At 50.3% G+C, this 25,792-nt stretch carries 21 protein-coding genes; 11 read left to right on the top strand and 10 right to left on the bottom strand.

Translation table 11 applies throughout. The features are described 5' to 3' along the window. Positions 1 to 209: 209 nt before the first annotated feature. The 4 genes from ACXAFR_RS19590 to ACXAFR_RS19575 all read right to left on the bottom strand — a co-directional run bounded on the left by ACXAFR_RS19590 (position 210) and on the right by ACXAFR_RS19575 (position 5,244). Positions 210 to 791 (bottom strand): dihydrofolate reductase family protein, encoded by a 582-nt coding sequence (locus tag ACXAFR_RS19590; RefSeq protein WP_475179907.1) that lies wholly within the window; start codon positions 789 to 791, stop codon positions 210 to 212. Between the two features lie 327 nt (positions 792 to 1,118). Continuing rightward, the gene (locus tag ACXAFR_RS19585; protein ID WP_475179905.1) at positions 1,119 to 1,727 is read right to left on the bottom strand and encodes a DUF502 domain-containing protein; all 609 of its coding nucleotides are present in this window, start codon (positions 1,725 to 1,727) and stop codon (positions 1,119 to 1,121) included. 182 nt (positions 1,728 to 1,909) lie between these two features. After that, complete coding sequence (locus ACXAFR_RS19580; RefSeq protein ID WP_475179902.1) at positions 1,910 to 4,135, bottom strand: hypothetical protein; 2,226 nt, start codon at positions 4,133 to 4,135, stop codon at positions 1,910 to 1,912. A gap of 161 nt (positions 4,136 to 4,296) precedes the next feature. Beyond that, complete coding sequence (locus ACXAFR_RS19575; RefSeq protein ID WP_475179900.1) at positions 4,297 to 5,244, bottom strand: LysR family transcriptional regulator; 948 nt, start codon at positions 5,242 to 5,244, stop codon at positions 4,297 to 4,299. A 150-nt stretch (positions 5,245 to 5,394) separates the two neighbouring features. On the opposite strand from ACXAFR_RS19575, the gene ACXAFR_RS19570 reads away from it, so the two are divergent. The 4 genes from ACXAFR_RS19570 to ACXAFR_RS19555 all read left to right on the top strand — a co-directional run bounded on the left by ACXAFR_RS19570 (position 5,395) and on the right by ACXAFR_RS19555 (position 10,496). Next, on the top strand, positions 5,395 to 6,516 hold the full coding sequence (locus tag ACXAFR_RS19570) for an alkene reductase (RefSeq protein WP_475179897.1): 1,122 nt from the start codon (positions 5,395 to 5,397) through the stop codon (positions 6,514 to 6,516). A gap of 263 nt (positions 6,517 to 6,779) precedes the next feature. Then, positions 6,780 to 8,636 (top strand): TonB-dependent receptor plug domain-containing protein, encoded by a 1,857-nt coding sequence (locus ACXAFR_RS19565; protein ID WP_475179894.1) that lies wholly within the window; start codon positions 6,780 to 6,782, stop codon positions 8,634 to 8,636. A gap of 18 nt (positions 8,637 to 8,654) precedes the next feature. After that, positions 8,655 to 9,524, top strand: a complete 870-nt coding sequence (locus tag ACXAFR_RS19560; protein WP_475179889.1) for an EamA family transporter — start codon at positions 8,655 to 8,657, stop codon at positions 9,522 to 9,524. Positions 9,525 to 9,596: 72 nt separating this feature from the next. Continuing rightward, positions 9,597 to 10,496, top strand: coding sequence for a ParB/RepB/Spo0J family partition protein (locus tag ACXAFR_RS19555; RefSeq protein WP_475179887.1), 900 nt, complete (start codon positions 9,597 to 9,599; stop codon positions 10,494 to 10,496). A gap of 45 nt (positions 10,497 to 10,541) precedes the next feature. Here the strand turns inward: ACXAFR_RS19555 and katG are convergent, their stop codons facing one another. Together katG and ACXAFR_RS19545 are read right to left on the bottom strand one after the other, a co-directional pair. Next, entirely contained in the window at positions 10,542 to 12,806 is a 2,265-nt protein-coding gene (gene katG / locus ACXAFR_RS19550) for a catalase/peroxidase HPI (RefSeq protein ID WP_475179885.1), read from the bottom strand. A 163-nt stretch (positions 12,807 to 12,969) separates the two neighbouring features. Then, positions 12,970 to 13,974 (bottom strand): hypothetical protein, encoded by a 1,005-nt coding sequence (locus tag ACXAFR_RS19545; protein ID WP_475179884.1) that lies wholly within the window; start codon positions 13,972 to 13,974, stop codon positions 12,970 to 12,972. 321 nt (positions 13,975 to 14,295) lie between these two features. Here ACXAFR_RS19545 and ACXAFR_RS19540 point away from each other — a divergent pair, with 321 nt between their 5' ends. Next, the gene (locus ACXAFR_RS19540) at positions 14,296 to 14,631 is read left to right on the top strand and encodes a hypothetical protein (RefSeq protein WP_475179881.1); all 336 of its coding nucleotides are present in this window, start codon (positions 14,296 to 14,298) and stop codon (positions 14,629 to 14,631) included. Between the two features lie 65 nt (positions 14,632 to 14,696). Here the strand turns inward: ACXAFR_RS19540 and nhaC are convergent, their stop codons facing one another. After that, positions 14,697 to 16,145, bottom strand: coding sequence for a Na+/H+ antiporter NhaC (nhaC, locus tag ACXAFR_RS19535; RefSeq protein ID WP_475179879.1), 1,449 nt, complete (start codon positions 16,143 to 16,145; stop codon positions 14,697 to 14,699). Positions 16,146 to 16,312: 167 nt separating this feature from the next. Here nhaC and ACXAFR_RS19530 point away from each other — a divergent pair, with 167 nt between their 5' ends. Then, a complete protein-coding gene (locus tag ACXAFR_RS19530; RefSeq protein ID WP_475179878.1) occupies positions 16,313 to 16,687 on the top strand; it encodes a DnaJ family domain-containing protein in 375 nt (124 codons plus the stop codon). Here ACXAFR_RS19530 and rrtA read toward each other — a convergent pair. From rrtA to ACXAFR_RS19515, 3 genes are all read right to left on the bottom strand, one after another. Next, the gene (rrtA, locus tag ACXAFR_RS19525) at positions 16,651 to 17,277 is read right to left on the bottom strand and encodes a rhombosortase (RefSeq protein ID WP_475179876.1); all 627 of its coding nucleotides are present in this window, start codon (positions 17,275 to 17,277) and stop codon (positions 16,651 to 16,653) included. The two genes, ACXAFR_RS19530 and rrtA, sit on opposite strands and share 37 nt — an antisense overlap. Beyond that, entirely contained in the window at positions 17,274 to 19,295 is a 2,022-nt protein-coding gene (locus ACXAFR_RS19520; RefSeq protein ID WP_475179874.1) for a VIT and vWA domain-containing protein, read from the bottom strand. The genes rrtA and ACXAFR_RS19520 overlap by 4 nt, the downstream gene beginning before the upstream one ends. 154 nt (positions 19,296 to 19,449) lie before the next feature. Then, positions 19,450 to 20,196 carry a helix-turn-helix domain-containing protein gene (locus ACXAFR_RS19515; RefSeq protein WP_475179872.1) on the bottom strand — a complete coding sequence of 249 codons (747 nt, stop codon included), beginning with the start codon at positions 20,194 to 20,196 and terminating at the stop codon, positions 19,450 to 19,452. Between the two features lie 282 nt (positions 20,197 to 20,478). On the opposite strand from ACXAFR_RS19515, the gene ACXAFR_RS19510 reads away from it, so the two are divergent. The 5 genes from ACXAFR_RS19510 (at position 20,479) to ACXAFR_RS19490 (ending at position 25,632) form a co-directional block, all read left to right on the top strand. Next, positions 20,479 to 21,336 (top strand): hypothetical protein, encoded by an 858-nt coding sequence (locus ACXAFR_RS19510; protein WP_475179870.1) that lies wholly within the window; start codon positions 20,479 to 20,481, stop codon positions 21,334 to 21,336. 15 nt (positions 21,337 to 21,351) lie between these two features. Beyond that, positions 21,352 to 22,491, top strand: coding sequence for a matrixin family metalloprotease (locus tag ACXAFR_RS19505; protein ID WP_475179868.1), 1,140 nt, complete (start codon positions 21,352 to 21,354; stop codon positions 22,489 to 22,491). Positions 22,492 to 22,778: 287 nt separating this feature from the next. Further along, a complete protein-coding gene (locus tag ACXAFR_RS19500) occupies positions 22,779 to 23,483 on the top strand; it encodes a DUF3313 family protein (protein WP_475179867.1) in 705 nt (234 codons plus the stop codon). A gap of 201 nt (positions 23,484 to 23,684) precedes the next feature. Beyond that, the gene (locus tag ACXAFR_RS19495; RefSeq protein ID WP_475179865.1) at positions 23,685 to 24,536 is read left to right on the top strand and encodes a hypothetical protein; all 852 of its coding nucleotides are present in this window, start codon (positions 23,685 to 23,687) and stop codon (positions 24,534 to 24,536) included. Positions 24,537 to 24,552: 16 nt separating this feature from the next. Beyond that, complete coding sequence (locus tag ACXAFR_RS19490; RefSeq protein ID WP_475179862.1) at positions 24,553 to 25,632, top strand: matrixin family metalloprotease; 1,080 nt, start codon at positions 24,553 to 24,555, stop codon at positions 25,630 to 25,632. Positions 25,633 to 25,792: the final 160 nt, after the last annotated feature.

Here is a 25,792-nt window from a genome sequence, read left to right as displayed (position 1 = left end):
TTTTGTGTTTTAGCGCGGTGGGGCAATATAGAAATTTTATTTTTCTTGATAAAGAAAGATTAAGACAAGAGCTTTTTCCAAAACTCACATAATAAGCTGTTGATTTTAAGCAAAATCGATCTACGATTTTTTTATTCGTTACTTGAGGGATTTTCGGCAGATAATAACAACTAAATGATCCTAGCTCTACGACTCAAGTCGCATAGAAATTACGATGGAATTTTGCTGTAGCTTTTGATCATAACACCACTCGCTGAGACAGAAGAGCGAGTTAAATTCAAAGAACAAGGACGAGAGCCGCTTCCGTAAAGCGTTTTTCCGCTCCCCAATAGAACCGGATATACGAACAGCAGTAATTCGTCCACTAGATTATGGTCTAACATTTCCGGAACAACCGTCGAACTCCCCCAGCAAATGAGAGAAGGCCCCGACTGAGATTTAATCGCACTGACACCGTTAATAATGTCAGGGCCAACGGCTTGGCACGGCTCCCAGGTCAAACTCTCTGGACGATGGGTTATCACATATTTGGTTGCGGCATTGAAAATCGCGGCGAAGTTATTCTCTTGATGAGGCCAATAGTCGGACCAGATATCGTAAACCCGCCTCCCCAATATTAGATCCAGTGAATCACCGTGCGTCTCGACGATGGCTTCCCCAATGCTTGAATCTTTATAGGGAGAAATCCAACCACCAAACTCGAAACCACCATCGCGGTCTTCCTTAGCAGACCCAGGCCCCTGAATAATTCCATCCAGCGACATATGCTGAATCACGGTTAACTTTCGCATAACCACTGCCCCATTTTACTCACTCCGGCTCTTCGCTACCGTTCGGTTGCTTTAAAGAGATTGAGAAGAGCCCCTAAGAGACTCAAGATCACTGACATCGCCCCCATAATGGGCTAACCATCATCTTGTAACCGCACACTGAATTCTACGCTTAGAACCTACCTAGAAATTCGCACGAACATTTCGCTCATTAAACCGCTGAAATAAATAAGTTCACGGCAAAGCAAACCGCATGCATTAGGGATATAGCATCGAGCCTACCAGAGAGCAGGTACGGCGTGTGTGTTGCACCGCAATTTCATGGCAACAGACTCAGCAATTTTTAGCTCATGCAGATCTTGGATAGAGATCCGCCTTTTCCATGGCAGCAACCATTTCCTTTGCCCCTTCCCCCCAATGGGAAATCACCCGTAGCGCTTGAGGAAAAGGCATATCCACTTCGTGTACTCGTTGATGCTCGTAGATAAACACCGCACCAGCAAAAGGTGTTGGCACCGACGGTACAAACACAGTGTAACGGCCATCCTCCAACGCCTCGATAATAAACGCGGGCATTAGCGCATCATCATCGGTGACAACCAGCGCGGGCTTCCAGGTTTTTTCGCTGGCTTGCCCCGATAGGCGGCGAGTAAAATCCCTAAGCATCAAGTAACCGGGGATTCTGGTAAACAGTGATTTTTCGAGCGACATTCTCGCCCGTCGTCCGAGCGCCGTTCTCAGCACCATACCAATAACGAAGGTAATCAGAAGTAAAGCGAACAACGAGAAAAGTGTCTTTGATTGCAGACCATCCGGAAGCATCACAATTAATGGATGCAGAACGTAGCCCAACGTATTCAGACCTTTTAGTAACAAAAGAATCGACAAATAGACAGGCGCGATTACCAGCAAGCCGATGCCAATACTGGCGGCTACATCCTTGTAGAATGATTTCATCGTTCGTCCCCTTGAGGGCCTCCCTGACAGTGAGCTTACGAGTAAATAATAGGCTCAGCCGAATGACAAGAAGTTTTCAGAATAGAGGCGTCAAACACATTATTGCGTCAGCCAACGAACAAAAATGTAGATATACAGCTTCCTGCCAATTGAATCCAAGAAATGAATTACGGGAGACGCCCCTAAATAAATTTGGCGGACAAAACCAACAAGACGAGAATGTAAACGAGCCAGCCCAAGAGAACGGTCAACTTAGAAAAACCAGCCCATAACCGCCAACCACGTGAGCGACTCGCTGCACGCCAGACACCCAGTGCGGGCAGAGGCCAGTAGAGAAATGCCAACACGGCTGGCGCCAAACTTTCTTGATTAGGCCATAGTAAATACGCGAGCGCACCAAACGCCGCTGTAATCAGCACCAGATACAACCAGTAAGTACGCCCCAACCCAAAACGCCCTTGTGTTAGAAAACTAAAGAAGCTCCCGGGAATATCTTCGGAAAAATCCGACTTGTTTTCAGCTTGAGGAGCCACCTTTGGAAAAACCGTTTCTTTGACCGGAAGCGGCTCGGCAACATAAGTATTGCCGTTTTCATAGCGTGTCTGAAATTGCCCCTCTTTGACCATTTCCATAACTTTGTCTTTGGTCAACCCTCGCTCACGAGCGAAGGCATTGATGGGCAACCAAAGTTGTAAATGGCGACGTTCTTCTGGACGTCTTTCGGCCTTCTTTTCAGCGACCGGTGGATTGTCAGAAGATTCGTTCTGGAATGGGAGTTCGTCGACATCCCGTCGGGCGATCAGAGGAATCTCGTCATCACGAGCAACAGACGAGGGCTTGGATACTGATTCGTTAGTGTCGGGCTGCAATGCCGACCTTTCGCGCTGCCTTTTGGCGGCAAGACGCTCCAGTGGCGTCAGCGGCTCTTCGTCGGATATTTCTAATGCTGAGGGTTTTTGGATGGCGGAGAACTTTTCCTCCAAGAGCGGTTCATGTTTTTCTGCCTGGGTTTCCGCTGATGGCTCTTCATAAGCTGAAGGCTCTTTACCCGCTGAAGGCTCTTCATGAGCTGAAGGCTCCGCAATCAGCCATCCCTCATCGGTTTCGCGAGCGGTGTATTCACCCGCTTCTGCCAAACCCAATATTTCATCGGGTGAGCAACCTTTCGACTGTGCGAAATCATCAAGAGGCACCCAAGCGGAAAGGTTAAGCGTCGGCTTTCCCTCTTCCAATACATAGAGCTGATCGTCGTCTTGCTGCGAGGTATAGACGTCGGTATCAATCATGGGGCCGGCCAGAATCGCCTCATGCTCTTGCGAATCATCACCGGGGCTTTCGGCAGCGGCTTCGTTACCCTCTACAGGATTGATAGGCTCATCACGCAGCACATACCAGGTATGGTCCTGTCGACAACCGCGCAACTCTTTGTATTTGATGGCCTGAATAACGTCATCCAGTTCGTGGCCGGTGAGATTGGCGTATTCACTGGCCGGACGATAGGCTTTCTGAAAGGCACTGTTGAGCGCACCACGCCGATCAAACGCACGCATCAAGTCGATGGTGGTATAGCCCTCATCCCCTGAAGACTTGGGCTCAGGCTGAACATCAGGCGCGTCTACCGGCTTGTCGGGCATCAAATCCGGCAATGAGCGTTGAAATAACTTTTGCAGGGCATCCAACTCTTCCGGAGCTGGCGACGCCTCTTTCGCCTCTGACTCGGCCGGTTGGTGTGTGACGTCGTCTTCCCGATCGGGCTCTGACGTCAAGCTTGCCTCAGGGAGTTGAGCCGAATCCGAGGCACTGTCCGCTTCTCCCGCATCTACGGAGGGCTCTTTTTGAGCTGAAGGTTCTTTTTGAGCTGAAGGCTCTTTTTGAGCTGAGGGCTCTTTTTCTACCGTTAGCTCGCTACTCGCTGAAAGCGCTTGATCAGCTTTCGACTCTACTTCGGCTGAGGGCTCCTTATCAGCTGAGTCCCTATCAGCTGAGTGCCTATCAGCTGAGTGCCTATCAGCTGAGTGCCTATCAGCTGAGTCCCTATCAGCTGAGTCCCTATCAGCTGAGTGCCTATCAGCTGAAGGCTCCATATCGGCTGAAGGCTCCATATCGGCTGAAGGCTCCTTATCTGCCGAGGGCTCCTCCCCCTCAGAGGGTTCAAGTGCCGCGGCATGTGCGGCGTCGGACTGCGGAATGTCCGGCTCCAGCACGGATTCGGTGTCGATAAGCTGCGGTTCAATATCGGTCAATCGGCTGCCGGTCTGCTGTTCTACCCGGGCGCGGATGTAGCCAAATCGAGCCTTGGATTCGTCCCCGTCATTTAAGACCAGAAATTTCGCCCAGAGGGCGGGATCCCGGTTCGGGCCATCAACTTCTTCAATAGCCTTGAGATAAAGAGGAGCGTCGTCATGCATGCGGTGTTCCGTGCGCGTATCGGCGGGGGTCAACAAAAAGGGCAGAGACAAATGTACCGGAAGGGAATGTCTATCACCAGAACGTCTAATTCTACATAGATCTTTTTGCTAAATCTCTGTGTTGAGACAGATGTCACGGATTTTTCACCCATGCTGATAACCTAGCGCTTTGTTTGCTTTACCGTGGTTACTAAGGCACCTTCCGGGCCAAGGCGTTCCGCTAAAAAGGCCACCAGCGCTTTTACCTTCGGCATATTTTCCCGGCTTTTCAGCCAAACCAAGTTAATTGGCATTTCTTCAACGGAAAAATCGGGCAGCACTTCGACCATTTCTCCACTTGCCACATAGCGGTGCACTAACCAGGTAGGCAATTGCCCGATCCCCTGACCAGCGAGAATTGCCGTCACTTCTCCCTGACCGTCGCCGATAGCAAATCTCGGGTTGATCTGACGTCGCTCGAGATCTCCAGGCCTTTTACCTCGAAATGACCAAGGGCTGACCATCCCATCGTTCTGCAGATAGCCGATGCAACTGTGCGAATCGAGATCTGCAACGGAATTCGGAGATCCATTTTCAGCGATGTAGCGAGGAGCGGCACAAAATATCAACTTTTGCCGCCCAAGAAACCGATGCCCCAACATCGCAGACCAAACGTCTGACCCACCGATTCTGATCAGCACATCAATCCCCTCGTAAACCGGGTCCACGAGGCGATCAGTAAACGAGATGATCGGTTGCAACAGAGGGTAAGGCTCAGTGAACTCCATAATAAGAGGCAATACGTGCTGCCGACCGTAGGACGCAGGCAGGTCTATTCGTACCCGACCATGAAGCTCGTTGCCAGTCTTGCATACCGCCAATTCAGCCTCTTCCAGCTCAGTAAGGACATTGGCGCACGTCCGATAAAACAGCTCACCTTCAGCGGTTAGAGATAACCGCCGTGTCGTTCTCTGAAAAAGCCTCGCACCGATTCTCCGCTCCAGGCGCGCGATTCCCTTACTGACCGCAGAACTGGTTAGCCCCAAGCGGTCACCAGCCGCTGTGAAGCTCCCAAGATCGGCAACCGTAACAAAGACATCAATTCCTTTAAGCCGTTCAGATGAATGCATGACGCACCTATTGATGAATTTATTTCACATAACCTCGTAATTTACACCTCAGATAAACCAAAAATTCTTAAATATACTCCTCTTCACGAGAATGATCGGAGGCCGACCTCCGGCCAATTCAGTGTTTCACCATGCTTAAGGGAATCACCAATGAGTCTATTTACCCCCTATCCGTTGGGCCGCCTACAACTCAGTAATCGATTTGTCATGGCGCCCATGACCCGCTCACGAGCACCAGAAGATCGCGCAACCCCACTGACTGCGCTCTACTACACCCAAAGAGCGACAGCCGGGCTCATTATTTCGGAAGGCACGCCTATCTCCAGGGAAGGTCAAGGATATCTCTTCAACCCTGGGATATTTTCAGCAGCGCAGATCGCCGGCTGGAAATTGGTGACGGACTCTGTACACAGCGTAGGAGGTAAAATCTTCGCGCAACTCTGGCACGTCGGTCGCGTTTCCCACACCTCCATTCAGGAAAATGGAGCAGCCCCGGTCAGCTCGACGGATAAACCCGCCGAATCTGCCTTTGCCTTTGGTTACGACGACCATGGTGATCCTGGGTTTGTGCCGACATCATCACCCAGGCGACTGAGCACCGACGAGGTCGGCAGAGTGGTACAAGACTTTGCGCAGGCCGCTGCCAATGCAGTGGATGCGGGCTTTGATGGTGTTGAAATTCACGGCGCCAATGGTTACCTGCTGGAACAATTTTTAAACCCTAAAGTGAATGATCGCGATGACTGCTACGGCTCTCAAAATCTCGACAACCGCCTCAGATTTGTTTTAGAAGTTGTCGATGCGGTATGCAGCAGAATTGGACCGGACAACGTGGTAATTCGCATCTCTCCCTATGGTCAGTTAATGAGCATGCCACTCTACGATGAGATCGATGAAACCTACGGAGCCCTCTGCGCTGCACTCGGAGAGCGGCAAGTCGCCTATGTGCATGTTATGGATCAGACGAATTTTTTCCTTGCCGATGAGTCTGCGGAGGTCCGACATGATGCCTTACAACAACTTCTGCAAACCTGTCGCAAAGACCTAAAATCGACGTCTTTGATTTTAGCGGGAGACCTGACTCTCGAGCGCGCTCAAGAATGGGTCGACAGCGGACTGATTGACCTACCAGCTTTCGGTCAACCCTTTATCGCCAACCCAGATCTGGTTGAGCGCTTTAAACAAAGCAACCCACTTGCCACCCCCGACAAGGAAACCTATTACGGAGGAGGAATGGTGGGGTATGTAGACTACCCTCCCCACTCAGACTAAATAGATCTACAACAAAGGGGTTGCACAACAGCCCCTTGCCTTACGTTTCACCGTTAAACGGACACCAGCCTCGACCTGAGCTTGCACTGCGCTATCTGACCAACATTCTTTTCTCTCTTGCGCCCCATCAGCAGCAACTACGCCAAGCATCACTAAATGCGATAAAATCCTCCGCCCCGCCACTGGGGAGCCGATTCCATTTCTGAAGCGCAGCGCGTCAACGCCGCTGCCAAAAACACGGTTGTTACACAGAGAAGAGTATTATGAGCAAAATCGCGCAAGGTGCATTGACCTTGGCATTCAGCGTGTCTTGCGTGGGGGCAAGCGCGCAGGAAGAAAGAGAGCAAACCCAAAACCTCGAACAAGTCATCGTACAGGGTATGGCAACGGCAAATACGCAACCCGTAGGGACTTATGGCTCTCCCGTCTCCAACTTGGAATACGACCCGCGTATCGATCTGCAATCACGCAACATGGCGGAAGCACAGGCAGATGTCTCGATCCGTGGAGGCATTTTTGAAAACACCGGCTTTCGGGTTGGAAGTGCGACACTGGTTGACCCACAAACCGGTCATTACTTTGCAGAGATTCCGATTACCCCAGAGATGCTGAGCGAACCCAACGTGCTTACCGGTGCCGACAATGCGCTCTACGGATTCAATAGCTCTGTAGGCACCGTCGACTATAACTGGCGCCCTGTCGAGGCGGGGGGAAGCGTTTCCGCAGGCGTGGGTACGAACGCTTTCAACCTACAGCGAATACACACAGCCAATACCATGCCGCTGGCGGATAGTACCAATTGGCAGCTTGGTGCCGAAGGTGAGTATTCCCGCTCAGAGAGCGACGGCAGTATCGACTATGGGGATCATAACTACTACCGGGCAGCGGGTCGTATTCAGCTGGCGGGTCCCTCCTCACAAAGTGATCTTTTTTTCGGCTATCAGGAAAAATTCTTCGGCTGGCCCAATCTCTACACGCCATTCGGAGTTCATGAAACAGAAAACCTGAAAACCCGCCTGCTGGTACTGAATCACCAACAGACCTACAACATCGACAGCAGCGTCGAGATCACAGGCTACTACCGCCGCCACACGGACCATTATGTTTATTCCCGGGAGAACCCCAGCGCGTTCGAAGGGCATCACGAGACTGAGAACACATCATTGGGAATTGCCGGAAAACATCGCCTGACCGATCGGGTCGCAATCGATTATGCGACTCAGGTGACGTCTGATTCGATCGAATCTAGCAGCCTGGAAAATAATTTTACCTCTCGTGACGCCTATAAGGTCAGCGTGCTGCCGGCCTATCAACTCCCATTAAACGGTGATCAGCAGCTGACGCTCAGGTTGGGAGCGGCCTACGACGACACCAATCGCGACGATGCTCACACGACTGTTATTGGCGATATTCACTGGCAACAGCTGCAGGCCGATGGCACCCGTCGCAACCTCTACATCTCCTATTCAGAAGCAAGTCAAGTGGCGGGCTATCAAGCGATTGGCGGCAGCGATTCCTCTGGGTTATTCCGCAGTAGTTATAATCTTGAACGTGAAATCACCAAAAATCTGGAGCTGGGGTTTGGTCTTCGCAACAGTTACTGGCGTCTCGACGCGGCACTGTTTCATCGCTGGGACAAGGACCTGACTGACTGGACCTACAGCTATAGCAACACCGCCGCTCGCGAAGCGAATCAGGTCGACATTGAAACCCAGGGGCTGGAACTGATTTCCCGCCACCACCTGGCCAACGCAGACATCGTTGCCAGCTATACCTTTCTGGATAAATCAGAAGACTATGGCGCGACAAGTATCGATGCCAGCTTTTACGCGCTGAACTACCCCGATCACCGGGTGACACTGGGTATCATCTGGAATCCGACCAATATGATCGAAGTGCAAATCGACAATGAGTGGCGACAGCAGGAAGAAAACCTACTGCGCAATGGCGACGATCAAGCATTCTTTACCCATTTGACCGTCACCGTGGCACCGCCACAGCTGCAAGGTGTTGAATTCTATGCAGCCGTGGACAACTTGTGGGACGAAGCCTTTGAAGAGGTCCCTGGAACGCCTGGAAGGGGCGACCAATATTCCCTAGGCGTCACCTATTCCTGGTAAATTTTTAAGCGACTTTCGATGACTTATCTCGCCATAACCTCCCTGCTTTGGGCATTTTCCTTCGGTTTAATTGGAAGCGCTGTAAAGGGATTAGACGCTCTGCAAGTTGCCGATGCCAGGCTGCTGTTTGCGCTGTTGGTTTTTGCACCGTTTTTAAAACTGCATCGAACCAATGGCCGGGAAAAATTACAGCTTATTGCCATCGGCGCTGTGCAATACGGTCTCATGTACACCTGCTATATGTCAGCCTACCGTTTTCTGCCGTCCCATTTAGTCGCGCTCTTTACCATACTGACACCACTGTACATCGTGCTGATCTACGATCTTCGTCAACGCCGATTCACGCCCTGGTACCTCCTTGCGGCGTTATTATCTGTCGCGGGCGCCGCTGCCATTAAGGGGCAGAGCTTCGAACAGCAGGATATTTGGCTTGGTTTTGTGCTCATGCAGATCGCCAACTTAGGCTTTGCCTATGGGCAAGTTACCTACAGAGACTGGAAACTGTCGCGCCCACAACTCGCCGATCGCGACAGCTTCGCCTTTCTCTATCTCGGTGCTGTCATTTTTGTAACAAGTATTTTACTGGTAACCCAACGCGCACCGTTTCCTCTCAATGCCAGCATGACTCAGTGGCTGGTTATGGGCTATTTGGGACTGGTAGCAACCGGCGTGGGCTTCTTCCTCTGGAATAAAGGCGCAGCGCTCACCAATGCTGGTGCTTTGGCGGCGTTTAACAACGCCGTGGTCCCTCTGGCGATGTTTGCATCCTTGTTTATCTTCGGAGAAGCCAGGGATACGAGTGCCGAGAGTCTGTTTAGACTGGGGGCAGGATCGCTGCTGATTCTTTTTGCTGTCGCCGTTAGCAAAGGTATTCGGCGAGAATCATGATCACTGACATTACGGTTGAAGCGACGCATAAAACTTCTACAATAGCGGCCTCAAAAATCCGGGGGTCCATGCGTGGAATTTGCAAAGCGTAACTTGTCAGACATAACCAGAAACAGCGAGTATTTGAGATTCGATACCGATGTCGAAATGCTCAAGAAGAGCATCGAGAACGTTGGTCTAATCCACCCACTCACCGTTAATGAAAACAACGAACTCCTCGCCGGCGCCCGTCGTTTTCAGGCAGTGAGCGAGCTGGGCTGGACTGAAGTGGATGTCATCGTCGTCGACCGAGGTCAACTGGAACAGGAACTGATCTCCATCGATGAGAACCTGGTGCGGGCACCTCTGAACAAATTAGAGCTCGAAAAATGCTTAAATCGCGGCAGGGAAATCTACGAAACCCTGAATCCAGAAGCCACTAAGATCAACCTTTCGCCCAAAGAAGCCACGGCAACAGACAAAGACAAGCCAGCAGCAGAAGAAGAGAGCGAAACCCCAGCCGACAGCAATTCCTTTTCTGCCATTACGGCACAAAAAACCGGGCTGTCAAAATCAGTGATTGAAAGCGCCATTAAACGGGATGAATTGGCCTCTGAATCAGTAAAACGTGCACGAGGACTGGGTGAGTTAAATGCCAGCCAAACCAACGCCATCATCGAACTCGACAAAGAGGCTCAAGAAGAAATTCTGCCACTGATTGCCGACAAGACGGTTAAAGAAACAAAAAAAATCATAGACGCGGTTAAGAAAGGCGGGATTGAAGCCGCCAAGCAAGAAAACGCGACCATGAAGCCGCTGCCGAAAGAATACAGCCAGATGAGAAGCCCCTTAAGACGGGTGAGCAAAAGTCTGTCTCGTATTTTGCTGGAAGGACTGACCTACGACGGACCGGAAAAAGAGCAAATTAATAAAGAAATGCTTGAACTAAAGCAGCAGCTGGACAATTACTTTGCAATGATGAATGAGCACTAGCGCGAGGCACGCGGGAAAAAAGGCCTGCCTAAGCAGGCCATAAACTTACATCAAATCAAAGCGATCGTTTTGCATAACTTTGACCCAGGCTGCGACAAAATCATCCACAAACTTCTGCTGATTGTCATCAGAGGCATAGACTTCAGCGATCGCCCGTAATTCGGTGTTTGCACCCACGATCAGGTCAACCGTTGTTGCCGTCCAACGCAGATCACCTGATGCGCGATCACGCCCTTCGTAGACACCCTTCTCTTCTCCTTTTTTCCACTCAGTCGACATATCCAGTAGGTTGACGAAGAAATCAGTACTCAGAGTTCCGGGCCTATCGGTAAAGACACCATGCTGGCTACCACCGGCATTCGCGTTAAGGGACCGCATTCCACCAAGCAGTACTGTGGTTTCGGGCACACTCAGATTGAGATAGTCGGCGCGTTCGACCAACATTTTACCGGGCCCCCAGTAGGCACCCTCTGTAAAGTAATTGCGGAAGGCATCGGCTTTCGGTTCCAGTACAGCGAATGACTCTACATCCGTCATATCGGCACTGGCATCCATACGCCCTGGCGTGAACGGAACGGTAATATCATATCCGGCGTCTTCTGCCGCTTTTTCAATGGCAGCAGCCCCACCGAGAACAATCGTATCAGCAAGAGAGATCTGTTTTTTACCAGACTTTTTATTGAAGCTTTCCTGCACGCCCTCTAGCTTCGACAGCACCTTGGCAACCTCATTAGGATCGTTCACCGGCCAGTCCTTCTGAGGTGCGAGACGCAAGCGGGCACCATTCGCGCCACCGCGCATATCCGTACCCCGATAGCTCGCGGCAGAAGCCCAGGCGACCCGCACCAATTCTGGAACGCTAAGTCCGGTATCCAGTATTTGGGATTTCAGCTTTTTGATATCGCGCTCGGAGACCAGTTTATGATCAACCTCGGGAATATAGTCTTGCCACAACAGAATTTCCTCCGGCACTTCTGCACCGAGATAGCGTGCCCGCGGCCCCATGTCACGGTGATTCAGCTTGAACCAGGCCTTGGCAAACGCCAACTCAAATTCCTCGGGATTGGCGCGAAAACGCTCCGCGATTTTGCGGAATTCCGGGTCCTCTTTCAGAGCAATATCGGTGGTGAACATAATGGGCTTGTGACGCTTTCCTTCAACATGGGCGTCAGGCACCATATTGGCAGTGGCATCATCATCCGGCACCCACTGTGTCGCACCGGCGGGACTCTTGGTTTTCACCCAATTGAAAGTGAACAGGTTATCCAGATAATTGGTCGTCCACTGGGTTGGCGTTACCGTCCAGGCACCTTCCAGTCCGCTGGTAATGGTATCTTCTGAATGCCCCTTACCGCAGTTATTTTTCCAACCCAGCCCCTGGTTTTCGACGTCAGCTGCCGCGGGCGCCTCGTCCAAACAATCGGCTTTGTGCGCACCATGAGCCTTACCAAAGGTGTGCCCGCCAGCGATAAGGGCGACGATCTCCTCGTCATTCATCGCCATAAGACCAAAAGACAAACGGATATCTTCAGCGGCCAACAGAGGATCTGGGACGCCCCCTGGCCCCTCGGGATTGACGTAGATCAGTCCCATTTCAATCGCGGCCAGCGGGCCTTTCAGCTTACCTTTGCCTTCGCGTCGGGTATCGGTGAGCATTTTGGTTTCCGGCCCCCAATAGACGTAGTCCGGCTCCCAGTCATCTTCCCGTCCACCGGCGTAACCGAAGGTTTTAAACCCCATGGATTCCAACGCGACATTGCCCGTCAGAGCCATTAAATCCGCCCAGGAAATGTTCTTCCCATACTTTTGCTTCACCGGCCAGAGCAGCCTGCGAGCCTTGTCCAGACTCGCATTGTCTGGCCAGCTGTTTAGAGGATCAAAACGCTGCTGCCCACCGCCAGCACCGCCACGGCCGTCATTGACCCGATAAGTCCCTGCAGCGTGCCATGCCATGCGGATAAAAAACGGTGCGTAAGTGCCGTAGTCTGCTGGCCACCAGTCTTGAGAATCGGTCAGCGTCGCAGCGATATCTTTTTTGACCGCCTCCAAATCCAACGTTAAAAACGCCTCACGATAATTGAAATCATCACCGTAGGGGTTGGACTCTTCGCCGTGAGCCCTGAGAGAGCTCAGATCCAATTGATCCGGCCACCAAAACTGGTTTGATTTTGGCTCACCAGCAGAGGCGGGATTTTCTACCCCGGTGATCTTGGCTTCTTCTGGAGCATTCGCGGCGACATTAGCCGCGGTTATCGACAAGGACATTGCCAAAGCAACCGCGGAAACCAACGGTATCGGTTTCGAAAACATAGTGACTCCCCTCACTGGATTGTTATAAATGCGAAAATTTTTGATTTTGTTTAAAACAACGCATCAATTTTTGGCGGGAAGCCTTTTAAAAGATAATTTAATCTCTCAATGACAGTGATTGGAAAAAATTATCAAAGGTTTACACAACTGTAATCTTACTCATTCAATCTGTTGATGGACGGAAATTGAAGTTCATTCCGACGAAAAAACTGGAGCTTACATCAAAGTCCGGCGTCTCGACCTCGCTCTCAGTAAAGCTCAGGCTCTGTAATCCTCCGATCCCCATTTCCAGAGTACCCCAGATATTGCCCACCAGACGTCGCTCAATCGCCAGGCTTAAGTCCCAACTGTCCAGGTTCAAGGCCACATCCTCCCCTCCCTGATCGAACGACCAGGATGCGCCCGAGGGCGAAGCACCAAAGCGAATCAGAAAGTCTTGATTTGGCGCCCAAGAGATACTCGGCCAGGGCATAATCGCACTAAGTGTCCAGGCATCAGTCACCGCCCAAGATGCCCCCAGATAAGGAAGAAAATAGCTGTCGTCATCCGAATGATCGGCAAACAATCCGTAAGCCCACCAGAGACGGTCGCTTTGGACGTAGCGAGCAAAGAGTCCTCCCATGGTTTGCCAACTGTCGGAGTTTCCTCTGACATTGCTGCGATGCAACATCGGCATGACAAAGCCAGCAACCTGCCATTCAGGGTTCACCTGACGCAGCCATCCGAGTGGCACCCCCAGAGTCACAACCGAAAAATCCTCCAGCGCGACCCCGTCGATTTCATTGTTGGACGCCACATCGAAGTGCGACCAACTGACGTACTCGCCAATCACGAATACATCCCGGGAGCCAAGTAAAATCGGGAATCCAGCGCCTTGGGCCATCGTGATCACATCATAGTCGATATCTTCACTATTCTGGCCATCAACCTGGGTGTCGCCATAACTGCTGACGCCAAAAAACGCGATGGGGAAAAACGGTTGGTTAGCCGCCGAGTCACCCAAACGAATATTACTGGCCTTAAAATCATCGATCAGCGCGTCGACGAACCGATAACTCTGCTGACCCTGGCTGGATTCCTGCCCATGACAGGCTCCACTGCTGGCGCCTATGGTCACTATGCACAAGCTTAAGATCTGCCTGTGATACTCATTCCACATCCTTGTCATATATTGTCCTTGGCGTCCTGCGCGGATCTCGCCTATCGGATAGAAGTACCAATCAAAATTATCCGTTCAATCGCTGATGGGTAGAAGCCCGCAAGAAGATTTCGGCGACCATAATTTGACACTGAAATGTATCAATTGTGTGCCAGATGAAAGATGACAAGGAAAACACGACCTTTGCCTGACGCCCTAACAAATCCTCGCACTTTTTGATCTATCTCAGCCGCCACTGACACATCAAAAAACACTCTGTTTGTATACTAATTGAGTACGAATACCTCCGAGAAAACCGGTTGCGGAGGCCCCATGTAACAACGAGGAACTATGTCCGCTCACCACATTTTTGATACCGATGCCATCAATGGACTTATGGCCGCTCACGGCTATTGGCCTTGTAAGCCTCATCAGGATGAGCTGTGTTTTGAAAACCCTCAAGGCATATTTGCCTGCGTGGATATGCATCGTGCGACCGTAAATCTGCGCGCAAGCGGCGGCTTGGTGAAAGTCAGCTCTGGCGATTTGCGACTGGACCAACCTGGATTGGTTAAACTCTTTGAGCGTCAACTCATTAAACTGAAAGAACTCGCCGATGCGGAATGGGAAAAAGTCGATGCCGAGAGCCTCGACGAAGCTTTGGCTGAGCAAAGTGAAAAGCAATAAACAAGAAACCTCGCATTCAATCTGCGAGGTGTTCATCGCGAGCTACTTAATCATTTTTTTGCATATCACGCGGTAACTGGCTCGCCGGTTTTCTCCATGCGGACCCGGAATTTAAAGAACGCCACAGCGATCGTCATCAGAGGGCTCAGCAGGCAAAAAAACGCAAACGGTAAATAGGTTAGTGTTGCGACGCCCAAGACAGTCGCATGATAGGCCCCACAGGTATTCCAGGGCACTAATACCGAGGTTACCGTTCCGGAATCTTCCAAAGTTCGGCTCAAATTCTCCGGCGCCAGGCCTCTTTCACGATAACTATTCACATACATCCGACCAGGGATTAGTACCGCCAAATATTGATCAGAGGCAGAAACGTTTGTAAAAATGCATGTTCCTACTGTCGCGCTCACCAAACCCGCCGTCGATCGGACCTTGCTGATAAGCGCTTCCGTTAACTGCCGTAAAAAACCACTGCTCTCCATAACGCCGCCAAAAATCATAGCGCAGATAATCAGCCAAATGGTTGTTAACATTCCCCCCATTCCGCTAGACGACAGTAATTCATCAAGTGTGGCGTTGCCGGTTTCAAGCTGAGTGTCCCCAAAGGCTGTCTGCATAATGCCAATATAATTAGCATTCCCCTCGCCACCATAACGGCTACCCAATTCATGCACGAGCGGCAATTGGAAGATAAACGCAAACAGACCACCTAAAAGTGTTCCGATAAACAATGAGGGTAACGCCGGAATCTTCTTTAAAATTAGAAAGATTACCGTCAGCGGCACCAGCAACAACCATGGGGTCACGTTGAAGTGGGCCGTTAGTGACTCTTGAATGCTCTGAATTTCATCGGTGTTGACCGGCTGACTGTGCCCCAGACCCATGATCAAAAAAAGCAGCAACGCCAATGAGATCGACGGGATTGTGGTGATCAGCATATAGCGAATGTGGGTAAAAAGCTCTGTACCCGCTGCTGCAGAAGCGAGATTGGTTGTATCTGATAACGGTGACAGCTTATCCCCAAAATAAGCTCCGGAAAGAATGGCTCCGGCAATCAACCCTTCGTGTAAACCCAGCACTTTTCCAATGCCCATCAAAGCAATGCCGATGGTTGCAGAGGTCGTCCACGAACTGCCAGTAAAAACAGACACGATCGCGCAAATGATGCAGGTCGCAAATAGAAAAATGCCCGGGCTCAACACATGCAGCCCGTAGTAGATCATCGCGGGGATAATGCCACTGACCAGCCAAGTGCCGGACAGAGCCCCTACCATAAGCAAAATAAGTATAGCCGGTGTTGCCAGACGGATGCTATTGACGACCCCATCTTCAAGAGTTTGCCAGGAAATGCCCTGAAACAGTGCTAAAAGCGCCGCAATTGCTGCGCAAATTACCAAAACGACCTGATTGCTTCCGCTAACGGCGTCATCCTTGAAAATAAACACATTGATACTCAGCATCGCAATAAGCACCAATATAGGCAGCGCAGCGAGGATCAAAGGCGGCTGTTTACTCATGTTCTCTCCGAAAAACTTTCTTCATTATCGTGTGGCAGTCAGTAAATCGGCTTCCTACCGAAGGAGCGCTATGGTACAAAAAATAGGTGCCCGACTGCCAAGCCCTTCGACAAAGCAACTTACAGGCCACCGCCCTACAAGAATTCAACTCATCGGAGTACAGAGCTGTGACAACCTTATTGGAGTCTCTCGCCGAGCGGCATATTGTGACCGCCATCAACAATGGCGATCTGGACAATCTAGCGGGAAAGGGCAAACCCCTGAAACTCGACGACGATAGTCAGGTTCCAGCACACTTAAGGACGTCCTATCGCCTTTTGAAAAATGCCGGGTATCTTCCGCCTGAACTTCAGGATCGCCAGGAGGCGTTAGAGCTCTGTGATTTACTGCAAGCCTGTGATGTCGAAGGCCATGCCACTGATGCCAGAGAAATCCTCGGTAAACTTAGGCACCTGGAGCTAAAGCTACGTCTTAAAGGGATGAACACCCGTTTTATACAGCGCTATCAGGATTCTCTGCGCACCAACACAGACCTAGGTTGAGCCTGTTGATCCCGTAAACGCCAACCGATCAGCACGACGTAGGCACCCAAGCCGCCTAGGGCACCGCCCCAATGCGCTGGCGTAAAGACATTCCACCCGTCACTGACTAGGGTCGAGCCCCACACGCTTTCCGACAGCAACTTAAGCGTGATAATTACTGCCGGCAACCAGCGCAGACCATGTTGCTGAGAACGCCCGTAGTGCACCACAGCCATTGCCATCATGCTGACGTTGAGTCCCGACAAACCACAGTAGCGCATCAGGCTATCCTCATAGAGCCACAGGGACACATCGACGCCCACAAAACCACCGATCAACGCCGCAGTCCAACCCGCACGCAAATGCCTCTCAAGGTAGCTGCCCACCAGTAGCATACCCAACAGATCCCAGCCGAGATGGTTGGCAGAACTGTGCACCAGATGCCCTGTAAGCCAACGCCAAAGGTCCCCATGCAAGAGAGCGTCTCTGTCGTAGACCATAAAATCGAAGGCTTCTTGAGACAGCCCCAGCCCGACAACCAGCAGCCCCAGACAAACACTTCTGGCGGGAAAGTTCCCGCTAGAAGTTCGCGTGACCGGACCCCGCGTCACGCCAATCGCTCGCGTCTGGATTTTGCAGTGGTCGACATCAAACCACCACAGGCCAGTAAGGCCAACAACCAGCCGAGATTAAATGCACCGGCGCCAGAACCGCCCGTCGAGGGACGGTTGGACGAATACAGCGGCTGCTCTGCATCGGCGCGATGATTCCGGACAGGCTGATTGGCACGCTGCTCACGGGCAACCTGCTCCTTTTCGACGCGAACTTTATTGTTGCGGGCAATTCCCATTTCCTCAAAGGTCACCTCGTCCACAACAATCATCGAGGTATAATCGGTTACCAATCCATAGTTAACGGCGAGCTCAGTAATCGCCGGTTTAAATTCTTTATCATCCCCCAAATAATCGGCCATTTCTGAGAGCTGATGGATGCTGGCATAAGCCCACAAACGCTCAAGCTCAGGATTCAAGCTATCCGTTTCCGGAAAATCAACTTGCGTTTTATAAACCCGCTGCTCGTCACCGAAGCGCGCCTTAATTTGAATATCCGCAAGGCCGGGCTTTTCATAGTGACCGAAAACCACCAGCTGCTCGCCGCGATATAAACTCCCAGGGTTTAGTGGGGTAAGATCGGAAACCTTGGCACCAACGATCGAGATGTCGATATCCCGGTAGGCATTGTGTGTCAGCTTGCTGGCGGCTATTTGCAGCTGACCTCCGATGTCATCCGCATTGGAGATCGATTGCGCAAAACCGTGAGACAACTTGGTCATTTCTTCGAGCAAGGGGCGATTAGCACTGTTGCCAAGAATAAAGGTGTATAGGCGGACATCCTGGTCTTGCAGCAAATTAAAAAACGCTTTCTTTTCTGTGGTCCCGACATTGGCAACACCATCGGTCACCAGGACCAGCGCTGAAGGTCTGTCTTCATCCAGATCGTTCAAGCCTGCTGTCAGCCCCCGATAGAGATTGGTGCCACCGCTTGCGGTCAGGCTCGCGACTTTAGTCAATGCCTCTTCGACCTCTTCCGGCGTAACCGGGCGATAGCCGCGGGTTAAATCACGGGTGGAATCGTCAAAAGTGACAATACGGAAGCGATCATCCGGACGCAGTTTTTGCAGCCCCTGCCTAACGCCGTCGGCCAGGGTGGTAAATTTGCCAGTCATCGAGCCAGAAACATCGAGCACAAACACCCAATCCCGTCCCTGCTCGATAACACCCAGATCATCACCCGGGGTCAAGGTCATCATAAAGGTCCCTGGTTCCTGTTCAGAGTCGCGGTAGGTCAGTAGATCCAAGCTACCCGGCAAACCTTCCTGCAAGCGCCAATACACCAGAATATCCTGGTCTAAGATCATTGCCGGTGAAGGTGCCGCGCCCTCACTAGCATTACTTGAAGACAGGGATACCTGCCACTCCTGAGGTGAGTGCTGCTGAATCGATGCCTGCGGATGTTTGGGAAGGCGCAATGCGTCGATGGGATAACTGCTACGAAAGGTCATATCGAAAGAGAACGCCTGCTCAACCACCTCGTTGCGGGACCAAAACGCATCTCTCTGCTCATCAACCCCGCCCTCTTCCAACGGATACACATAGCGACCAATACCACTTTCAATATCGGCCTTTTGCACGTATACGAGACGTAACTTAACGCTGTCCTTGGCGGGCACCGGATAAACCTGCATATCAAAGGTGCGGTAGCTGTCCTGCTCTGCCATTGCCACCGACTTACCCTGGGATTTTTGCTCTTGATAGATTTCCCGCGCCTGTTGTTTCTCAACAACTTCGCCGGTGACCGGCTGATCGTCTATCCAATAGGTAAACTCGCCCACCGCGGCGTGTTCCGGTACGGGGAAGGAATATAGGGCTTCGAGAGATTCGCCGTTGGGATTATAAAAAACCTGTTCGATTTCGGTCACGGCGTAACCGTCTTCAATCACAACATCAACATGCTGCTCACGAATTTCCAGTGCTGGCAAGCGACTGTTGATCGGTTGCATCAGTCCCGCCGCCTGAATGCTTGCTGCACTGGTTAGCGTCAGCAATCCCGTTAAAAATAGATGTTTCATTCGCATCACTTGGCTTCCTGTCAGTAGAGAATATAAAACCGCCGAAGCGGTAGACAGGCGCAGTCTGTGACAGGAACGGGAGGTTCTAAAGCGAGATAGAAAAAGTATTACATGGCGCTACTTTGGGCTACAAAAGGCGCCGCCAGCGGACACCTTAATCATTGGCTGGCTCCCGGCGATAATCTTCAAATAAGCTGTAACGCCAACGGCGGATGGCCAGCACCGAGGTATACCCCAACTTCTGCTTTAACGGCAGGGAGCGATCCTGGCGACAGAGATCATTGAAATCTTCCGCCAATCCCTGCAAGCGCTTCTGAAACTCCTGATTAGTTGCCGGTGACAAGAGTCCGTTAAGGACCAGTAGACGCTCGTTATCATTTTTAAACGTGGAGTTAAAGAACTCCTTTTCGACTCGCTCTCGAAAAAAAGATTGTATCGGCCCATCCGGGATCCAATGAAAATTAGGCGACGTCAACAGCTTGATGCGATTATTTGGCAATAGCTCAATCAACTTCAAACGATCTAAGCGAGCGAGCATTCTCACACAATCATTGTCACTGAAGTGATACACCTGAAGCAGATCGCGATACTCAAAACCGCTCAGAACACTCACACAAATCAGTAACAGAGGAAGATCTTCGGCAATTTCCTGCTCCTGAGCACGGCTGAGCTGATCGATCCGTAATTTATCGTTATCCATCCTCTGGACCAATTCCGCCAGGGTTACATTCAGGAGATCACAGACCTGCTCCAAACGTAAAAGTGAAAAACTGTTTTCTGCAAACAGCCGTTTTACACTTGCCTCGCTGATACCCAGATGTCTTGCAACTTCTGAATAGGTGACTCCCGCAGACTTCAATTGACGCTTAAGAGTAGTGAGTAAATTTCTTGTTTGTGACATGAAAGACCAATAATACGTTGCAACGGATCCGTCATTTATAGCTTTAAATTCTATTTATAACAATATCAATAAGCGAATACAAAGATGTCACTACACGACTTTCTTTGGAATAAAACAACTCCGCTTAACTTCGTTTAATTAAAGCACTGCACATTTTTTTGGGATGCAAATATTTAACATTTTCGACGTGAATAATTAATAAATTTTTATCTGCACGGCTCCTATCCTCATGTATACCGACAGCAAGAATAGGTCGGAAATAAAAATGGAGAGGAAGACATCATGAAAATACGATTTATTACCAAAGCCCTACTTGCGATCTGCGTCGCAACGCCAACATTTGCAGCTCAGCATTCTTCGACGCCACAACTCACTAATCTCGCGCTTGAAGCTGACCTGGTGTTTAAAGGACAAGTCGTCAATATCGACCATAAATCCGCAAAATCGACACCGTCTGGTCAAGCGCTTCCCTATACATTTGTCACTTACGCCATCACCGAAGTCCTGCACGGAAATTATCAAGATAAAGAAATCACGTTACGATTTCTCGGAGGCGAAATGCCTGACGGACGTATTTTGCTATCCAGCGATGCGCCTTTTATGAATGTTAGCGACAGGGACATACTCTTTGTAAAAGACAATGGCAACGCCGAGTGCCCGCTTGTAGCCTGTGCAACGGGGCGGCTCAGAATTGTTGAAGATCAGCTTTACAGCAACGAAGGACAACCGATTCTCGAAGATGAGCAAGGCAATTTAACCTATGGCGAAAGTGTTGATCGAGAAGAGTTCAACACGTTTTCCATTGGCCAAAAACAATATCAAAAAAATCGAAAAAAAGAGGTATCAACTTCAGAGATTGATCCCAGCAGGCTTGATTCACAAGAGCAGTTACATCCGCTATCCATAAGCCGGATGCAAACCGCCCTACAGCAAGAACTCAATCAATCTAAAGACCCCTTTGGTAAAAATAAGACTGTCCATTCTGTGAATAAGATGGATGCGACTATGCCCGCCAAAGCAGCCCCTGAAACTCTTCCGGAACCGAGATCTATCCAGCCCAAAAAAGATAGAGCGACCCAGTCTGAAGAAGAAAACCGACTTCAGAAAAATAATCAAAACCCAGTTCTGGACATGCAATAAGTGCGGGAGACAATCATGAAATCATTTACCACTCATCTATTATGCCTAATCGCTACGGTCGCATTTAGTATCAGCGCCAATGCCTACACAACCTTTTCCTGCTCATCCGGTAACGCATCCTGGAGCAATAAAAATCAAATACTCTATGCCTATACAGGTAGCTTTCCATCGGGCAGCAGTTGGAGGTCAGCGCTTCAAGAAGCCGTAACCCGATTAAACGCTAACCCGGCAGGTTTTACGTTTACGATCAACTACACCTCAACCCCGCCAGCCCTGGGCAATGGAAGAAATGAGGTCTGGATACAAAACATTTCCCCTCCAGGGATAACCTACTCATGGTGGAACGGCGCCTGCAACCTAACCGAGGCAGATATCATGATGGACAGCTCCGTTTCATGGACAACCTCAACAAATAAGACGAACAATTTTAACTATGGCGGTAGCGCGCGTCCCTTTCAGGCAACCCTTTTGCATGAACTCGGACATGCCTTAGGTTTAGGGCATGAGGCTGATGAATATAACATCATGGGCCAGGACTGGAATCATATTCATACCAATGGTAACACCTCGCGAGCGCATTTCGGCGAAGACGCCGGCGATGGAGCTGTATACCTCTACGGATCAACGTCCCGTCAAGATCTGGGGGTTGTACACTGGAGACGAACTGGCGCCAGTGGTGATTACAGCACACACAGTAAAACCCGTTTACTGAATCCAAGCACTGGTGCCGAACTCCCTTACTCCATCAGTGGTGGCGAGCGACGCTACAATGTTACGCGGGGACAAACTGTGCGCTTGGAAATGACCTATGAAAATAATGGTAATTCCTATCAATATGAGGATGTTCGCTACGTTGTCTCATCAAACAGCACCATATCAACGCTAGACAGAACATTAGCAAATCGCAGCCTTGGACTTAGTCCCGACAGCGTCTATACATCCAGTTACAACGTTACAATTCCGACGGATTTGACGTGCAATCGAGGGTATTGGCTAGGCGCAATCATTGACGCCGACAATTCAATCAGCGAAAACCAGGAATGGAATAACGCATCCTATTTACCAATTTACGTGAATTGGAGTATTCACTGTTATCAGATAACGATCGATCCACCAATCATCACCCCACCGATCATTGGTATCAACAGCAAATAGTCTTTTCACTGTAATGCCCACCACGGTCAGTTTCGGTGGTGGGCAATCATTCCAACTGATCACCTTAAGCAATCTTTGCGCGCGTATCAGAATGACTCCGCCTCTACGACGGCCTCACGCCCAGCTGTAGCGTAAGGAATCCAACCCCTTGTCCATTCCAGATGTCTATTGACGCCGTCTTCAATCACGTTCACCATTTAGTGATTGCGATGGTACAGGGAAGTCGAGGTAACTCAATGCATCGATACTTGTCTCCATAATCAACAACGCCATGGAAGGTAATAGAAATGACAGCCAGAGCAGCCCACCTCCCTTTATGTGTATTGGTGCTCACCCTGCTTCTCTCCGCCTGTAGCAGCCCACAGTTGCAGACCGGAGAAGATGCCGAAGTCAGTTTTGACGGACTGACCAAGGTCGACCATACCGCTATGGATAACGTTTGGTTGAAGGCAGATGATTTGCCTTTTGACACTTATTCGTCCGTCATCATCTTGCCTCCGGAGCTCAGCTTTAAACCGGTCAAAGAATCCAGCGCCAACCCATTTTCGTCAACCTATGGCGGAAATTCTGACTTTCCAATCTCTACAGCATCCAAGCAAAAACTCTTCGAAATCGTCAATGACGCGATCACAAACGAAATATCGAAAGCAAGCAGTCTGCCGCTAGCCAGTGAACCTGGCCCTGATGTCGCCGTAATACGCATCGCCTTCATAGATATTGTTTCCCACGTTCCCCCCGCTACCGTCGGTCGCTCCGATGTGTTTATCAGCGAGATTGGTAGCGCTGCGCTTGTTATAGAAATCTATGACTCGCAAACGAACACCATTCTGGCGAGAGGTATTGATCATAAAGATCTCGAGACTTACACCGGGACGACACAACTACAATGGAGCAACCCCGTGAACAATTGGAGAGAAATTCGGCTAGAAGCCGAAGCTTGGTCAAAACACATTGTAAAGAGCCTGGAAAAAATGATGAGAAAACCCAAGTAGTTCTCACGCATACCTTTAGCTTCTAAAGCACTGCTTGACCACATTGCCACCCTGATTGTCCACAAAACCAAACGGGCGTCTGGTTATGTGAATTTTTCACACGAAAAGTGTGACTTTTTCAACAAAATTATCGGCACTATTACCACCTCTTTGTTGCCTAACCCTGCTAATTCCAGTTGACTAAGCAGGAGGACAGCCACCATGAGGTACAGCAATTACGCTAAAGCACTGTTGACGATTTGTGTCGCAGCGCCGACCTTTGCCGCTCAATATTCATCAACCCCCGACATCACCACCTTGGCAACAGAGGCCGATCTGGTGTTCCAAGGTAAAGCCACCAACGTTGACTACAAGCTTGCCGAAACCAACAAAGACTCCATATCTATTCCCTATACGCTGGTAACCTATGACGTTTCTGAAGTACTGCATGGAAACTATTCCAACAAACAAATTACCTTACGATTTCTTGGAGGGCCCACCGCCGATGGGTCAATGATGCTCAGCAGTAACGCTCCCTTGATTGACTTAAATGACGAAGACATCCTGTTCGTAAAAGATAATGGCAGTGCCGACTGCCCACTGGTGGAATGCTCATCGGGTAGACTCAGAGTCGTCGACGGCGCTTTGTACAGTGAAAACGGCCAACCCATTTTAGAGGATGCCGAGGGAAGCCTGCACTTTGGAAAAACCGTCGATCGCGAAGAATTTCAAAAGTTTTCTATCGGTAAGCAAACGTTCCAGAAAAAACACAGTAAAAATACTCAAACCACCGAAGGTATCGCAGAGGCGTCCAGCGATGCCGATAGCGGCTATGCGCTTACGGTCAGCCGCATGAAAACCCGTGTACAAGAGAAGCTAAACACCACGTCCGATCCCTATGGAAAATCAAAGTCAGTTCACACGGTGGATAAAAATGCAGAGATAGCACCAAAAGCGTCGACGCCGGTCACTATGCCAGCATCCAAGTCGACAGCGACGAAAAACTCCAGACTCTCCGACGAAGAGAAAGCCCTGCGCAACAACAACGGCAACCCCGTCATCAATAGTCAATAAGGCAAGGAGAGTAGCAATGAAATCAACCACATTTTGCATTGTATCGGCTGGACTGCTGTCTATGGCCAGCACTAGTGTTAGCGCTTATACCACCTATGCCTGTGATTCAGGTAACAGCACCTGGGCCAGCAAAGAAAAAACGCTGTACGCGTACACAGGCAGCTTTCCCGCAAACAGCCGCTGGCGCGTCGCGCTCGAACAGGCGGTAAAACGACTAAACGACAATGCGGCCGGCTTTAGATTCACTATAAGTTATACCTCTACTGCACCTTCTATGGGCAACGGCAGAAGCGAAGTCTGGTTTGAAGACATCTCTGCACCGGGCGTCACCAATTACAGCTGGAACCCCAGCACGTGTAATCTTGTTGAGGCGGACGTCCGCATGGACAGCTCTGTGTTCTGGACCACATCATCTCAGAAAGGGAAGAATCTCAGTTATGGTGGAAATGCCAGACCGTTACAAACCACCCTACTTCATGAGCTTGGCCACGCCATGGGATTGGGGCACGAGGCAGACGAATACAATATTATGGGGGCCGACTGGAATCACATTCATACAAACGGCGAGTCATCCCGAGCCTATTTTGGAGAGGACGCCAGCGATGGCTCGGTTTATCTCTACGGATCAACGGCGCGCCAGGATTTGGGCGTTGTTCACTGGCGACGTACCGGTGCCAGCGGCGAATACAGCACGCACAGTAAAACACGACTGTTAGATCCGGATTCCGGCAATGAGCTCAACTATTCAGACATTGACGGAGAGAAGCGGTATAACGTCTCGCCGGGGCAAAGTGTGCGAATGGAGCTCACCTATGAGAACAACGGCAACAGCTATCAATATGAAGATGTCAGTTACTATGTCTCAGCCGACAGCACCATTACCACTCTAGATACTGTGATCGCCAGCCGTAGCTTAGAATTTACGCCCGACGATGCAGAAACATCGACATACGATGTTACCGTGCCAGCTGATTTGAGTTGTAATACGCCATACTGGCTGGGAGCGATTGTCGATGCTGACAACTCTCTTCCAGAAAGATTACAGTGGAATAACGCAACTTACTTGCCAATATATATCGATACCTGCTCAGAATGAGCGCAATGCGAAGATGCCCGATTGTGGGCATCTTCTCGCCCCCTCCCCAGCTCAAGATCTGCAATCCCTAGACAACATCTGTGTTGCTCAATAGGTTAGGGAACCTATCCAATTTTCTGGCGCACAAAGAATCATTCGTAAATTTTTCAGTGTTATTGGA

This window comes from Pseudomaricurvus sp. ABR4_320, assembly GCF_056159445.1.
This window is presented reverse-complemented; position numbering and strand designations above follow the sequence as displayed.

Coding starts and splice junctions, on each gene's coding strand:
- ACXAFR_RS19545 (WP_475179884.1), bottom strand. CDS start 13,974: ATGACAAGGATGTGGAATGAGTATCACAGGCAGATCTTAAGCTTGTGC.
- ACXAFR_RS19580 (WP_475179902.1), bottom strand. CDS start 4,135: ATGCATGACGACGCTCCTCTTTATCTCAAGGCTATTGAAGAAGTTGAT.
- ACXAFR_RS19495 (WP_475179865.1), top strand. CDS start 23,685: ATGAGGTACAGCAATTACGCTAAAGCACTGTTGACGATTTGTGTCGCA.
- katG (WP_475179885.1), bottom strand. CDS start 12,806: ATGTTTTCGAAACCGATACCGTTGGTTTCCGCGGTTGCTTTGGCAATG.
- ACXAFR_RS19570 (WP_475179897.1), top strand. CDS start 5,395: ATGAGTCTATTTACCCCCTATCCGTTGGGCCGCCTACAACTCAGTAAT.
- ACXAFR_RS19505 (WP_475179868.1), top strand. CDS start 21,352: ATGAAATCATTTACCACTCATCTATTATGCCTAATCGCTACGGTCGCA.
- ACXAFR_RS19515 (WP_475179872.1), bottom strand. CDS start 20,196: ATGTCACAAACAAGAAATTTACTCACTACTCTTAAGCGTCAATTGAAG.
- ACXAFR_RS19575 (WP_475179900.1), bottom strand. CDS start 5,244: ATGCATTCATCTGAACGGCTTAAAGGAATTGATGTCTTTGTTACGGTT.
- ACXAFR_RS19510 (WP_475179870.1), top strand. CDS start 20,479: ATGAAAATACGATTTATTACCAAAGCCCTACTTGCGATCTGCGTCGCA.
- ACXAFR_RS19590 (WP_475179907.1), bottom strand. CDS start 791: ATGCGAAAGTTAACCGTGATTCAGCATATGTCGCTGGATGGAATTATT.
- ACXAFR_RS19500 (WP_475179867.1), top strand. CDS start 22,779: ATGACAGCCAGAGCAGCCCACCTCCCTTTATGTGTATTGGTGCTCACC.
- ACXAFR_RS19585 (WP_475179905.1), bottom strand. CDS start 1,727: ATGAAATCATTCTACAAGGATGTAGCCGCCAGTATTGGCATCGGCTTG.
- ACXAFR_RS19565 (WP_475179894.1), top strand. CDS start 6,780: ATGAGCAAAATCGCGCAAGGTGCATTGACCTTGGCATTCAGCGTGTCT.
- nhaC (WP_475179879.1), bottom strand. CDS start 16,145: ATGAGTAAACAGCCGCCTTTGATCCTCGCTGCGCTGCCTATATTGGTG.
- ACXAFR_RS19540 (WP_475179881.1), top strand. CDS start 14,296: ATGTCCGCTCACCACATTTTTGATACCGATGCCATCAATGGACTTATG.
- ACXAFR_RS19560 (WP_475179889.1), top strand. CDS start 8,655: ATGACTTATCTCGCCATAACCTCCCTGCTTTGGGCATTTTCCTTCGGT.
- ACXAFR_RS19520 (WP_475179874.1), bottom strand. CDS start 19,295: ATGAAACATCTATTTTTAACGGGATTGCTGACGCTAACCAGTGCAGCA.
- ACXAFR_RS19490 (WP_475179862.1), top strand. CDS start 24,553: ATGAAATCAACCACATTTTGCATTGTATCGGCTGGACTGCTGTCTATG.